Here is a 13,749-nt window from a genome sequence, read left to right as displayed (position 1 = left end):
CCCGCGGGCCGTGACGAGAAGGAGAAGCCACATGACCCGCGTCGGATTCCTCTACCCCGGCTTCAGCGCCGAAGACGACTACAAGGCCTTCGCCGACCTGCTCGGAGGGGACGTCGAGCTCTCCGTGGTGCACACGCTCATGCGCGAGGACGCGCACCGGGTGGACGCCCTGCTCGACGTCGGCGGCGACGAGGTGCTCGACAGGGGCGCCCGGGAGCTGGCCGCGATGGAGGTGGACGCGGCGGTGTGGGCGTGCACCAGCGGAAGCTTCGTGTTCGGCTGGGAGGGCGCCCGCAGACAGATCGAGGGGGTGCGCCGGGCGGCCGGGGCACCGTCGTCGAGCACCTCGTTCGCCTTCGTGCACGCGCTGAGCCAACTGGGCGTGTCGCGGGTGGCGATCGCCGCCACCTACCCCGACGACGTCGCCCAGCGGTTCGTGGAGTTCCTGACCGAGGCCGGGGTGACCGTGCTGTCGATGGCCAGCCACGGCATCGCCACCGCCGCCGAGGTCGGCGGTCTGGACCCGGACGACGTCCTGGACTTCGTGATCTCCAACGACCACCCGCGGGCCGAGGCCGTCCTGGTGCCGGACACCGCCCTGCACAGCGCGCACCTGATCGACCCCCTGGAGGCGCTGCTCGGCAAGACCGTGCTCACCGCCAACCAGGTGAGCGTGTGGGAGGGACTGCGTCTGGCGGGGGTGACCGCGGGCCAGGGCAGGGGGCCGGGAGTGCTGTTGCGCTCCGGTTCGGCCGCCGTCAACAGCGCCCTGGCCTCCCGTTAGCCTCGACGCGTGCCCGCTGTCTCGTCCTGTTGTGTCCCGAATCGAAAGGAAGGCACCCATGCCGTCCCCCGGACAGCTCAGACCCGTGCCCCGGCGCTCCACCGCCGAGCTGATCGCCGACCAGCTTCGGTCGGCGATCATGTACGGCTCCCTCGCTCCCGGGGACCAGCTCGGCGAGTCGGAACTGGCCGGGCAGCTCGGAGTGAGCCGGGGCCCGCTGCGCGAGGCGATGCAGCGCCTCGTCCAGGAGGGGCTGCTGCGCAGCGAGCGGCACAGGGGCCTGTTCGTGCGTGAGCTGGCCCCGGCCGACGTACGGGACATCTACGTGGCCCGGCTCGCCGTCGAGCGGACCGCGTGCGAGCTGATCATGCGCGGCAACCGGGGTGAGGCGGTCGCACGGCTCACCCCGGCCGTGGACCGGCTCGTCGAGGCGGCGGCCGGCCGGGACCGGAACGCGATGAGCGACGCCGACCAGGCCTTCCACCAGACCCTGGTGAGCTGCGCGGGCAACGGCCGTCTGGAGCGCATGGCGCAGACGCTCCTGGTCGAGACGCGGATGTGTCTGACGGTGATGCAGGACGTGTACCCCGAGCCGGAGGAGATCCTGGACGAGCACCGGCGCATCCTGGACGCGATCGTGCACGGGGCGGAGGACGAGCTGATGCGGCTGATCGAGACGCACATGATGGACACGGTCGACCGCATCAACGGCGGCTCCCCGGGCCCGGAGGCGGGCTCCGGCGCCTGACCGCCCCGGCGGAGGCCGGGGCGGCGCCGCCGTCCTCGGGGGCCCGCGTGCCGGCCGGAGCCGCCGTGGGGAGCGCCTTGTCCGCTCCCCACGGAGCCCCGGAACCGTTGGACCCGGGCCGCGGTGGGGTCAGATCCCGCCGATCCCCACGTACTTGGTCTCCAGGAACTCCTCGATGCCGACGTTGCCGCCCTCGCGGCCCAGGCCGGAGTGCTTCACCCCGCCGAAGGGCGCGGCCGGGTTGGAGACCACGCCCTGGTTGAGGCCGACCATGCCGGTCTCCAGGTCCTCGCTGACCCGCAGCGCCCGGTTGAGGTCGCGGGTGTAGAGGTAGCTGACCAGGCCGTACTCGGTGTCGTTGGCGAGCCGCAGCGCCTCCTCCTCGGTCTCGAAGGGCAGCACCGGGGCCACCGGGCCGAAGATCTCGGTGGTGGACAGCTCGGCCTCGGGGGGCACGTCGGCGAGCACGGTGGGCTGGTAGAAGTGGCCCGCCCCCTCACCGGGTCCGCCGCCGACCAGCACGCGGGCGCCCCGGCTCACGGCGTCGTCCACCAGGCGCTGCACCTTGTCCCGGGCCTTGTCGTCGATGAGCGGCCCCACGTTCACCCCCTCGTCCAGGCCGCGGCCCACGCGCAGCTCGCCCATGCGCCGGCTGAGGCGCTCGGCGAACTCCTCGGCGACCCCCGCCTGGACGTAGATGCGGTTGGCGGCCGTGCAGGCCTCACCGATGTTGCGCATCTTGGCGAGCATCGCCCCGTCCACGGCGGCGTCCATGTCGGCGTCGTCGAAGACCAGGAAGGGCGCGTTGCCGCCCAGCTCCATGGAGGTGCGCAGGACCTGCCCGGCGCTCTGCTCCAGCAGCTTCTTGCCGACCGCGGTGGACCCGGTGAAGGAGACCTTGCGGATACGTCCGTCGCTCAGCAGCGGCTCCGTGACCGAGCCGGGGTCGGTGGCGGGGATGACGCTGAGGACGCCCTCGGGCAGGCCCGCCTCGGCCATGATGCCCGCGAGCGCGAGGGCGGACAGGGGCGTCTGCTGGGCGGGCTTGAGCACCATGGTGCACCCGGCGGCGACGGCGGGGCCGATCTTGCGGGTGCCCATCGCCATGGGGAAGTTCCAGGGGGTGATGAGCATGGAGGGGCCGACCGGCTGCCGCATGACGAGGAAGCGCGACTTGCCGTCGGGTGAGATGGAGAACCGCCCCTCGATGCGGACGGCCTCCTCGGCGAACCAGCGCAGGAACTCCGCGGCGTAGGCGATCTCCCCCCTGGCCTCGGCCAGGGGCTTGCCCATCTCCAGGGTCATCAGGACCGCCAGGTCCTCCTGGCGTTCCATGAGCAGCTCGTAGCTGCGGTGCAGGATCTCGCTGCGCCTCCTCGGCGGCGTCCTCATCCACTCGGGCTGGGCCCGGTGCGCCGCCTCCAGGGCGTCGAGGGCGTCGTCCTTCCCCGCGTCCGCGACCTCGCAGAGCACCTCGCGGGTGGAGGGGTCCTCCACGGGGAAGGTGTTCCCCGAGGAGGCGTCGCGCCACGTTCCACCGATGAACAGCTTCTTGTCCACCTGCGCGACGACCCGTGCTTCCTGATCCGACATGTTCACTACTCCCCGGTCGAGAATCGGCCTGTGGTCAACTGCCCAACGTGCGTCCACTGGACACCGTCACTGCCCGGATGCTTCCATAGCAGCGTCGATTGTCAACAATCCTACGGAACCCGTAACACGGAATCGAGGCATCGCATGGCGGAGCTCTCCCCGATCCTCAAGCAGGCGACCCAGGTCGTGGCCGCCCGAGGCGAGGGTGCCTACATCTACGACGAGGACGACCGCCGCTATCTCGACTTCACCGCCGGTATCGGCGTCACCAGCACCGGGCACTGCCACCCCCGGGTCGTGGCCGCCGCGCAGGAGCAGGTGGCCACCCTGATCCACGGCCAGTACACCACCGTGATGCACCGCCCCCTGCTGCGGCTCACCGAGCGGCTCGGAGACGTGCTGCCCGCGGGGCTCGACCGGCTGTTCTACGTGAACTCGGGCAGCGAGGCCGTGGAGGCGGCCCTGCGGCTGGCCAGGCAGGCGACCGGCCGGCAGAACGTGCTCGTGTTCCAGGGGTCGTTCCACGGCCGCACCATGGGCGCCGCGTCGCTGACCACGTCCGGGGTCAAGATCCGCGCGGGCATCGGTCCGCTGATGCCCGGCGTGGCCGTGTCGCCGTTCCCGTACGCCTACCGGCTGGGCATGTCCGAGGCCGACGCGGTCGCCTACGCGCTGCGCGAGCTGGACTACCAGTTCGCCACGGTGACCTCCCCGAAGGACACCGCCGCGGTGTTCGTCGAGCCGGTGCTCGGCGAGGGCGGGTACGTGCCCGTGCCGGACGCCTTCCTCCAGGGACTGCGCGAGCGCGCCGACCAGCACGGGTTCCTGCTGGTCGCCGACGAGGTGCAGACCGGGTTCGGCCGCACGGGCACGTTCTGGGGGCACGAGCCCTCGGGCGTCCGCCCGGACGTGGTCATCACCGCCAAGGGTCTGGCCAGCGGCTTCCCGCTTTCGGCGGTCGCCGCGCCCGCCGCGGTCATGGAGAAGGCGTGGCCGGGTTCCCAGGGCGGGACCTACGGCGGCAACGCGGTCTCCTGCGCCGCCGCGCTCGCCACCCTGGACGTGATCCAGGAGGAGGGCCTGGTGGAGAACGCCGCGCGCATGGGCGAGCGGTTGCGCCTGGGCCTGGAGAAGGTGGCGGAGGCCAACCAGGTGATCGGCGACGTGCGCGGCCGCGGGCTGATGCTCGGCAACGAGTTCACCGCCGCCGACGGGACGCCCGACGGCGCCACCGCGGTGCGCGCACAGCAGGCCGCCGCCAGGAACGGGCTCCTGCTGCTCACCTGCGGTCCGGAGGGGAACGTGGTGCGCATGATCCCGCCGCTGGTCGTCAACGGCGAGCAGGTCGACAACGCGGTGTCGCTGTGGGCGGCCTCCGTGGAGGAGGCCGTCGCGGGCTGACCCCGGTCCGTCGCGGCCGGCCTCGGCCCACCGCCTGCGTACCGCCGCCCCGGCACGGCCTTCCGTGCCGGGGCGGCGCCGTGTGCGGACGGTGGGCCGTGTGCCCGCGTCCGCCTCCGGGGCAACCGTGCGCCGAAACCGTGCGTCACACACGGGAGGAAACGGACGGAAGGGACCCTGTGGCAGGTCGCGGGAAGAAGATCACGAGCACCATGGGCGGCGGCTCGCGCCCCGTCCTCGACCCCGCGTCGCCGCCCCGCGTCGCCCGAGCGCTCGGGAGGAGGCCGTCCGCCCTGCCGCCGAGGAGGACCCGGTCGAGGCGGCCCCGGTTCCCGGACCGAACGCGCATGATGGTGGCCGGGACGGCGGTGGCCGCGCTGAGCACGGCCTGGACGCTGGGAAGCGGCCCGCTCCTGTCGTGGTCGGCGCCGTTGTACTTCGCCGCCTTCCTGTCCCAGGCCGCGGTCGTGGGAGTGGCGGGGTTCGCCGCCACCCGCGCACGGCTTCGGCCCCTGCTCCCGCCGTGGCTGGGCACCAGGGCGGGGCAACGCTGGTGGAGGGTGCTTTCCCTGGGTTTCGCGCCCGCCACCATGGCGACGTGGTTCCTCTTCCCGGCGCCGGACTGGGTCCTCACCGTCGGATGGCACGCACCGGGCGCCGTGTGCGCGGCCGCCGCCCTGTGGGCGGGGTGGTGGTGGCCCCGGAACGAGCGCCTCGCGGCGGCCCACGCGGACCGCTACCTGGTGGCCGGCGACCTCGGCCGGCACGGGTCCGAGCTGGTACTCCGCGTACAGAGGACGATCGACGCCGTCGTGGAGGCGGACCGGAGGCTGGGCGACTCCTTCGACTCGACGCGGTCGCTGGCGGTACTGCGCGACGAGGAGTGGCGGATCGCCTCGATGCTGTACCACCACGAGCGGCTCCGCGAGGAGCACCGCGCCGACTCCCGCGAAGCCGCCTCCGACCGGGTGCGTTCCCTGCTGAACCGGCAGCACGAGCGGCAGGAGGCCGCCTACCGTGAGCTGGCGGCGCAGGTCGACGCGATCCGCGAGTACGGCGTCGCCGTCGAGGAGGCGCTGAACGCCCACAAGGAGTGGGAGCAGCTCGAACGGTCGGAGATCCGCGGCGCACAGCTCGACGAGCTCCTCGTCCGCTCGGCGTCCGGCGAGGGCAGCGGCGAGCTGCTCCGGGACGAGGTCCTGGACGCCCGCGCCGCCAAGGAGGCGCGGGACGAGCTGATCGACCGGGCGCTGGAGGCCGGACGCCTCCTGGAGGCTTCGAAGGCCTGACCGGCAGGCGGCTCCGCGGCCGGTCCCGCACCGGCCGCCCGGCTCGGGCCACCGAGCACACGGGCGGCCACGGTGCCCTCCGCCCTCTCCGGGAAGGGGAGAGAGCCAGCGGAGGGCACGCCTCTCGTGGCGGGCGGAACCTCGTGGAACCCGTCGCCCATCCCTCGGCTCCCTCGGCGACGGAGGCCTTCAGGGACGCGCGCCCGACGAGGACGCTCACCCTCGGTGCCGAGAGTGCTTCGGCCGGTGTATGACATAGTTCACATGGCAACTTTGTTACCAGTAAGAACACGGAGACGTCTCGAAAGGATCGCGGACCCGGGTTGACGCCGTGGTTTCGCGGTCGACAGATTGGGGCCGTCTTTCCAGCCCCTCACGTGGGGCGACCCCGGACCCGTCCCGGCCGTTCCCCGGCCGGGGCGCCCGCCCCGGCCCCTCCCCGAATCCGAGGTGTTCCCCGTGCCCACCCGCATCCGCATCCGCGTCGGCGGCGCCGCCCTGGCCTGCGCCGCCGCGCTCCCCCTGGCGTCCTGCGCGATGGCCTCCCCCACCGAGGTGGAGGCGGTCTCCGACCGGACCTCCGCGTCGTGCGGCCTGTTCTTCGACGACTTCGACTACGGCGGCCCCACCGACCCGGCCCTGCGCGACCAGGGCTGGAACGTCCGCAGCTGGGCCGGCGGCCCCGGCGTGCCGGGCGCGTCCTGGGACGCCGACAACGTCTCCTTCACCGAGGAGGGCGGCGACTCCGTGTTGCGCCTGACCTCGACCACGGACGGCACCCCGGCGGGCACCAGCCAGGCCGAGCTGGCCTTCGGCGAGGAGAAGTTCCACGAGGGGACCTACGCCGCCAAGGTCAGGTTCGCCGACACCCCGGTCTCCGGTGAGGACGGCGACACCGTGCTCCAGACCTTCTACACGATCACGCCCCTGGCCCACGACAACGATCCCGACTACAGCGAACTCGACTTCGAGTACCTGCCCAACTCGGGGTGGGGCGCCCCCGCGGAGGCCATGTACCTGACCTCGTACCACACCTACCAGCGCGACCCCTGGAAGGCGGACAACACCAGCGACGTGGTGGACCGATCCTTCGAGGGGTGGCGCGACCTGGTGGTCCAGGTGGAGGACGGCCTGGTCCGCTACTACGTGGACACGCACCTGGTGGCCGAGCACGGCGGGAAGTACTACCCGTCGTCGCCGATGTCGATCAACTTCAACCAGTGGTTCGTCGACATGAGCGGCCACACGGGCGGCCCGAGCACCTACGTGCAGGACGTCGACTGGGTGTACCACCAGCAGGGCGAGTCCGTGGCGCCCGAGGAGGTCAACCGGCGCGTGGGCGGGCAGCGCAACGCCGGCGTCTCCCGCGTCGACGGGGTCGTCCCCGGCGGGGCGTGCTGACCCGTCGGCACCCACCCGTTCCCGGGGCGGCGCCGGCGCACCGTTGCGCGCCGGCGCCGCCCCCGCCCCGGTCGACCGAGAGGCCCGGACCGGCATGACCGGTCGCACACTCACAGAACGGTTCGAGGCCCTCTGACACCGTGATAGAGTCAAAGACGTCGCCAGGGAGACCGGGTGACACACAACTGAACAACCTGCACTCGTAGCTCAATGGATAGAGCATCTGACTACGGATCAGAAGGTTGGGGGTTCGAGTCCTCCCGAGTGCACCACCTTGAGACAGTGACAGAGCGGCCCTGAACAGCGTCAAACGCGGTTCGGGGCCGTTTTGTGCAGTGTGATGAACAGGGAGGGCCGGAACACCTTCCCGGGATTCGGATCGGTGAAGGCACGCCCGACCGTCTTGCGGGTCATCGGCCGCTTGGGAAGGCCGGGACGTCCTGCCGGCGCTTGGTGGAGCGCACCCGACGTGACCCCGACGAGGAGGTATCGGCCGAGCGGGTCACCGACCCCCGGAGTCCGGAGGCCGTGATTTCCTCGTCCAGGTCAGCGATCACCGCGTCCAGTCGCGCCAAGTCCTCGGCCGACGCAGCTCCCGTGGAGGCGAGCCGGTCCCGTTCGGCCGTCACCATGGCCCGCTGTTCCGCCCAGTCCCGTTGTTCCTCCGAGGGCGGGTCAGGCTGCACCGCGGGTTCTTCCGCCAGGTGCCAGCCCTCTTCACGCTGCGTGCGCCGCAGCGACCTCTCGCGTTTGGCACAGGCCGGACAGCGGGACTCCAGCTTGGACCCGCACGGAACGTCGATCACCTCGGTGGCGCCGGTGGCGGTGTCGGTGCGTCGAAGGGACACCGGCCGGATGCAGACCCCGTGGTCGGCGGCGGCCTGCTCGGCTACCTCACGGGCCAGGGGTTGCGCCAACCGTTCGGCCCGTGTCGACTTACCGGCAGGAGTCGGCATCAGCCCACCACCCGGAAGACACGAAAGTCTTGCAGCCTAGGGACGACCGACGCCGCCTTCGGCTCGCGGCCTTGTTCATCCTGCCCCCGATCCTGCTCATGCGGTTCGTCGACTTCCCGACACACGTGTTCGGAGCCGTTCTGTGGTGGGCTCTGGTATCGGTGTGGGCCGAGTGGTACAGGCGTAGGAAGGCAGGAGCCGACACCCATCAGGCCACCTCAGGATCGGAGGACGATTCTGCTCCATGAGCGGTGGTCATGGCGGTGATGTTGTCGTCGGAGACGTAGGCGGCGCGCACCCGCACCGGGGGCCGGTGAGGTCTCCATCCGCACGAAGCCCACCCCGGGCAAGGCCGGGTCGATCAGGTGGGCGTCGGCCCCTCGATCGCGTGGGCCACCGACCGCGTCAGGTCCCGCATGTTCGAGACCTTCTCCCCCGAGGAGATCAGGGAGCGCGTCGCGGGGCGGCGGAGGGGCAGTAGCCGGGCCGGCCGCGGATCCTGTGGGACGGGCCGCTGCGCAGAGGACGGTGATTTGTGGGTGTACGACCGCTCTGGCAGATTGGCGGAGTGCGTGTCTCGATGCTGGGTCCCTTCCAGGTCCGGGACGGGAGGGGCCGCGCCCTGCCGCTCGGAGGAAGGCGCATGTCCGCCCTGCTCGCCCGGCTGGCCCTGTCGCCGGGGCGGGTGGTCCCGGTCGAGGCGCTCATCGACGACCTGTGGGACGACGTTCCCCCCGACGGCGGCGCGGACACCCTGCGGCGCCTCGCCTCGCGCGCCCGGGCCCGGATGCGCGAGCACGGCCTCGCGATCGGTCCGGTCGCCCACGGCGGCGGGTACCGCCTGGACGTGCCGCCCGACGAGATCGACGCCCACGTCTTCGAGCGGCTCGCCGCCGACGGCGCCCGGCTGCTCCGTGAGCACGCCCCGGACCGGGCGGCGGAGGTCCTGGACGAGGCCCTGGCGCTGTGGCGGGGAACCCCCTTCGGCGGAGTGGAGGCGGAGTTCGCCCGGCGGACGGCCCCTCGTCTGGAGGACCTGCGGCTCACCGCAGTCGAGGACCGGATCGACGCCCTGTCCCGCACCGGCGACCCCGCCGGACTCGTCCCCGAACTACGCTCCCTGTGCGCCGCCCACCCCGTCCGGGAACGCTGCCACGGCCTGCTCATACGGGTCCTGCACGAGACCGGTCAGGACGGCGCCGCCCTGACCGCCTACGAGGATCTGCGGCGAGCCCTGGCCGAGGAGCTGGGCGCCGACCCCTCCCCGTGGATCGGCGGACTCCACGGAGAGATCCTCCGCGACCACGCCCCGGCTTCCTCCCGGGGGTGGACCAATCCCTACCTGACCCGCTTCTTCGGCCGCGAGGACGAACTCGCCACCATCGGCACGCTCATGGGCCGTACGCGCCTGGTGAACCTGCTCGGCCCCGGAGGGGTGGGCAAGACCCGCCTCGCCGCCGAGTACGCCGCCGGAGCCGCCCCGCGCACCCGGGTGTGCTTCGTGGAGCTGGGCCCCCTGCGTGAGGAGGACAGCCTGGTCGAGGCCGTCGCCGCGACCCTCGGCACGGGCAACACCTCCCTGGCGGCCCCCGGCCACGTCCGGTCCACCCGGCTGGTGTCCGCCCTGTCCGCCGTACCCACCCTCCTGGTCCTGGACAACTGCGAGCACCTGGTGGACTCCGCCGCCGACCTCGCGGTCCGCCTGCTCGCCCAGTGCCCGGACCTCCACGTCCTGGCCACCAGCCGCGAACCCCTGGCGGCCGAGGGTGAGGCCCTGGTCCGGGTCGAGCCCTTGGGGCTCTCCGAGGACGACGGCGGCGAGGCCGTCGCGATGTTCGCCGAGCTCGCCTCCCTGGCGCGGCCCGGATTCACCGTCGGCCCTGACAACGCCGAGGCGGTCGCCGAGATCTGTCGTCGGCTGGACGGGCTCCCCCTGGGCATCGAACTGGCCGCGGCGCGCACCCGGTCGATGACGGTCCAGCAGATCGCCTGGCACCTCAACGAGCGCTTTCGCCTGCTGTCCGGGGCACGGCGCGCCGGAAACGCCCGCCACCGGACGCTGCGCGCCGTCCTGGACTGGACCTGGAACCTGCTGACCGACCAAGAGCGGCTGATGGCGCGCCGTCTGTCGGTCCTGCCCGGCGGCGCCACCGCCGACAGCGCCCGGGCGGTCTGCGCCGAAAGCGACGTGCCCGCCGACGAGGTGCCGTTCCTGCTGTCCTCGCTCACCGACAAGTCCCTGCTCATGGCCACGGAGTCGTCCTGGGGGGAACCCCGGCACCGCCTCATGGAGACTCCGCGGATCTACCTGGAGGAACGGCTGCGGGAGGCCGGTGAGGAGGGGCGGGTGCGCGACGCCGCCGTCAGCTACTTCGCCGACCTGGTCGAGAACGCCTTCACGATGCTGCTCGGAGGCGACCAGCCCCGTGGGCTGGCGGTCCTGGACACCGAGCACGACAACCTCCTGGAGGGCATGCGGCACGCCTGCCGGGGCGGGGACGCGGCGCAGGCGGTGCGGACCGCCACGGCACTGAGCTGGTACTGGATCATCCGGGGCCGCTACGAGGAGGCCGAGCGCTGGTTCGGTGAGCTCGACCGCCACCCCGGGGCGCTCACCCCCACGGCGCGGACGGTCTCCGCCGCGGTCCGCTCCGTCCTCCCCCGGCAGGAGGTCTCCGACCAGCCGGATTCCGGACCCCGCCCCGGGCCGCCGGCCGCCGATGCCGCCGCGCTGGCCAGCCACCCCCCGCTGGCGATGATCACCCCCAAGCACCGTCTCCTGGCCGGTGACCACGAGGGGGTGCTCGCGGACGCCGGGACCGCCCTGGCCCACCCCCACCCCTGGGTGCGCGCCGCGGGCCTGGCCACCTCCGCGCTGGCCGCCGAGGCCGCCGGGGACGCCGCCGGAGCCGAACAGCACACCGAGGCCGCCGCGGCGGCCTTCCGTGTGCTGGGCGACCTGTGGACGACCGCCCAGCTGGTCGCCGCCCTGGCCGGGTTCCAGTCCTCACGCGGCGACGTGGACAGCGCGGTCGCCAGCCTGAGGCGGGCTCTGGAACTGGAGCGGTCGCTGGGCGCCTCGGAGCGGTTCACCCCCACCCTGATCCTGTTGGGCGGCGAGCTCGTCCGGGCGGAGCGGACCGGCGAGGCCGAGGAGGTCTTCCAGGACGCCCTGGACACGGCCAAGGCCCCGACCGCGGAGCACCGCATCATGTGCCTGGCCGGGCTGACCGACCTGGCGCTGCTCCGGGGGAGGACGGCCGACGCCCGTGACCTGGTCGCCCGGGCCCGGCACCTGCTCGCCGGGCCCCTGGCCGACCCCGGCTACCTCCGGGTGGCGGTCCTGTGCCGGGAGGGCGCGCTCGCCCTGGCCGAGGGCGCCCGGGAGCGGGCGCGCGAGACCGCGCTGCGGGCCTGGGAGGCCGCCGGGCTCCTCGGCGACGCCGCCGTACGGGCGGAGACGGCCGAACTGGTGGCTGACGCCCTGTGGCACGCGGAGGACCCGGAGGGGGCTGCCCGTGCGCTCGGCACCGCCGCCCGGATCCGGGGGCGGCGCGACGACGGCAGTCCACGGGTGCGCTCGCTGGTGCGGGCGCTGACCGGGGCGATGGGCCGGGAGGGCTTCGAGCGCGGCTACGCCGAGGGCGCCTCCGGGGCCGCGCCGCTCCTGAGGTAGGCCAGCACCGCCTGGACCCGGCGGTGCCCGCTGCCCTCCTGGGTGAGCCCGAGCTTGGCGAAGATCGAGCCGATGTGCTTGCCCACCGCCGGGGTGGACAGGCCCAGCAGCTCACGGATCCGGGTGTTGTCGTGTCCCTCGGCCATGAGCCCGAGCACCTGTGTCTCCCGGGGGGTCAACGACCCCAGCGGGTTCTTCCGGGACGGGCCGTGCAACAGGTGCGACACCACCTCCGGGTCCAGGGCGACCCCGCCCCGGGCCACCCGGTTCAGCGCGTCGGCGAACTCGGCCACGTCTCCGATCCGGTCCTTGAGCAGATAGCCGATGCCCTCGCTGTCGGTCAGCAGTTCGGCCGCGTACTCGTCCTCGACGTGGGCCGACAGGACCAGCACCGGAAAGCCCGGGACACGCTCGCGGAGGCGGGCCGCGGCCTCCAGCCCCTCGCGGCGAAAGCCCGGCGGCAGGCGGACGTCGAGAACGGCGATGTCGGGACGGTGCTCCTCGAAGAGCGTCCAGAACTCGGCGATGTCCCGGGCGGCCCCAGCGACCTCGAAGCCCTCCGTCTCCAGGAGCAGCACGAGCCCCTGGCGCAGGAGCACGTCGTCCTCGGCGATCAGAACGCGCACGGCAGTCTCACCTCTATCGTGGTCGGCCCGCCGGGCGGGCTGGTGATCCGGGTCCGTCCCTCGAAGGCCGCCACCCGCTGACGGATTCCGGACAGACCGCTTCCCCCGTGCTCGTTGGCGCCTCCCCCGCCGTCGTCGGTGACCTCGACGGCGATCTCGCCGCCGTGCTCTCGGACGGTGACGCGGGCGCCGGTGGCCCCGGAGTGCTTGACGACGTTGGTCAGCGCCTCGGTGACCACGAAGTAGGCGACCGTCTCCACCGCGGCCGGGAGACGGGGCAGCCCTCGTACGTCCACGGAACAGGGAACCGCCGACCGCGAGGCCAGGGAGGTCACCGCCATGGCCAACCCCTGGTCGGCGAGGATGGGCGGGTAGATGCTGCGCACGACACCGCGCAACTCCCTGAGCGCGTCCTCCGCGGCGTCCTTGGCGACCGTGATCAGCTCTCGTGTGCGTTCGGGTTCCTCGGTCAGGAGGCGCTCGATCAGGCCCAGGTGCATCCGTACCGCGACCAGGCGGTTCTGGGTCCCGTCGTGCAGGTCGCGCTCGATCCTGCGCAGCTCCAGGCCGTGCGCCTCCAGGGCCGTCTGGCGCAGCGCGGTGACCTCCGCGATGCGGGTCCGCAGCCGACCGCTGTCCGTGCCGGTCAGCATCCGGCGGGCCAGCAGCGCATGGCCGGTGGCCAGGCGTGGGACGCAGAACACGAACAGGCCGAGGTAGGCCAGGCCGACGAACGGCGTGAGCAGCGCCGCGGGCCAGGAGTCCACCGGATAGCCGCCCGGGCTGACCGCGATCTCCGACGGAAGCGCCCACCACCACAGCGGGCAGGTCAGGGAGACCGCCACTCCCACGGTCAGCACGAACGCCGTGAGCACACAGGCCAGGCCGGCCAGGGAATTGACGGCCGACCAGCAGATCGAGTCCCAGAATTCCGTCCTGGGGGGCGGCGTTCCACTCTTTCCGGAGTCCCGGCCCAGGTGCGCGTCGGCTAGCCGGATATCCCTTTCGGTGCTCCGTTCCAGCAGCGCGGCCATCCGTCTGAGCAACGGGGCTCCGACGAGGAGGATGACCAGTACCTGAATGAAGAGGAAACCACCGATAAGCAGCCAGGCGCGCATCGTCCCCGCCCCGGCCGCCGCGACGTAGCGGGTACCGCGAGCCGCACGCTCCAGCACCGCACGGCGGCGGGACAGGAGCGCGCCCACGTGCACCAAAGGAGAACCCCCGAAGGCCCGAAAAAGAAAGAAGACAAATTCCGGGCCGATGGTAGCATTC

The 13,749-nt window shown here is 72.7% G+C and carries 10 protein-coding genes and 1 tRNA gene; 7 read left to right on the top strand and 4 right to left on the bottom strand.

Annotated elements, in window-relative coordinates:
- Positions 1-31: 31 nt before the first annotated feature.
- Both NOSIN_RS22875 and NOSIN_RS22870 read left to right on the top strand, forming a co-directional pair.
- Positions 32-784, top strand: coding sequence for a maleate cis-trans isomerase family protein (locus NOSIN_RS22875; protein WP_077692707.1), 753 nt, complete (start codon positions 32-34; stop codon positions 782-784).
- A 58-nt stretch (positions 785-842) separates the two neighbouring features.
- Complete coding sequence (locus tag NOSIN_RS22870; protein ID WP_077692706.1) at positions 843-1,532, top strand: GntR family transcriptional regulator; 690 nt, start codon at positions 843-845, stop codon at positions 1,530-1,532.
- 129 nt (positions 1,533-1,661) lie between these two features.
- On the opposite strand, the gene NOSIN_RS22865 is transcribed toward NOSIN_RS22870, so the two are convergent.
- Positions 1,662-3,125 carry an NAD-dependent succinate-semialdehyde dehydrogenase gene (locus tag NOSIN_RS22865; protein WP_077692705.1) on the bottom strand — a complete coding sequence of 488 codons (1,464 nt, stop codon included), beginning with the start codon at positions 3,123-3,125 and terminating at the stop codon, positions 1,662-1,664.
- Positions 3,126-3,269: 144 nt separating this feature from the next.
- On the opposite strand from NOSIN_RS22865, the gene NOSIN_RS22860 reads away from it, so the two are divergent.
- The 4 genes from NOSIN_RS22860 (at position 3,270) to NOSIN_RS22845 (ending at position 7,488) form a co-directional block, all read left to right on the top strand.
- Entirely contained in the window at positions 3,270-4,526 is a 1,257-nt protein-coding gene (locus tag NOSIN_RS22860) for an aspartate aminotransferase family protein (protein WP_077692704.1), read from the top strand.
- Positions 4,527-4,873: 347 nt separating this feature from the next.
- On the top strand, positions 4,874-5,815 hold the full coding sequence (locus NOSIN_RS22855; protein WP_227015355.1) for a hypothetical protein: 942 nt from the start codon (positions 4,874-4,876) through the stop codon (positions 5,813-5,815).
- A 459-nt stretch (positions 5,816-6,274) separates the two neighbouring features.
- Complete coding sequence (locus NOSIN_RS22850) at positions 6,275-7,216, top strand: glycoside hydrolase family 16 protein (RefSeq protein ID WP_236743421.1); 942 nt, start codon at positions 6,275-6,277, stop codon at positions 7,214-7,216.
- A 196-nt stretch (positions 7,217-7,412) separates the two neighbouring features.
- A tRNA-Arg gene (locus NOSIN_RS22845) sits at positions 7,413-7,488 on the top strand.
- 138 nt (positions 7,489-7,626) lie between these two features.
- Here NOSIN_RS22845 and NOSIN_RS22840 read toward each other — a convergent pair.
- A complete protein-coding gene (locus NOSIN_RS22840) occupies positions 7,627-8,172 on the bottom strand; it encodes a replication initiator (RefSeq protein WP_330359721.1) in 546 nt (181 codons plus the stop codon).
- Between the two features lie 643 nt (positions 8,173-8,815).
- Here NOSIN_RS22840 and NOSIN_RS28055 point away from each other — a divergent pair.
- The gene (locus NOSIN_RS28055; RefSeq protein WP_077693730.1) at positions 8,816-11,848 is read left to right on the top strand and encodes an ATP-binding protein; all 3,033 of its coding nucleotides are present in this window, start codon (positions 8,816-8,818) and stop codon (positions 11,846-11,848) included.
- Here the strand turns inward: NOSIN_RS28055 and NOSIN_RS22830 are convergent.
- The gene (locus tag NOSIN_RS22830; RefSeq protein WP_077692701.1) at positions 11,806-12,474 is read right to left on the bottom strand and encodes a response regulator transcription factor; all 669 of its coding nucleotides are present in this window, start codon (positions 12,472-12,474) and stop codon (positions 11,806-11,808) included. The two genes, NOSIN_RS28055 and NOSIN_RS22830, sit on opposite strands and share 43 nt — an antisense overlap.
- Entirely contained in the window at positions 12,462-13,679 is a 1,218-nt protein-coding gene (locus NOSIN_RS22825) for a sensor histidine kinase (RefSeq protein ID WP_236743420.1), read from the bottom strand. The genes NOSIN_RS22830 and NOSIN_RS22825 overlap by 13 nt, the downstream gene beginning before the upstream one ends.
- Positions 13,680-13,749 lie beyond the last annotated feature (70 nt).

Origin of the sequence: Nocardiopsis sinuspersici, assembly GCF_001998325.1 — a bacterium.
GTDB classification, from domain to species: domain Bacteria; phylum Actinomycetota; class Actinomycetes; order Streptosporangiales; family Streptosporangiaceae; genus Nocardiopsis; species Nocardiopsis sinuspersici.
This window is presented reverse-complemented; position numbering and strand designations above follow the sequence as displayed.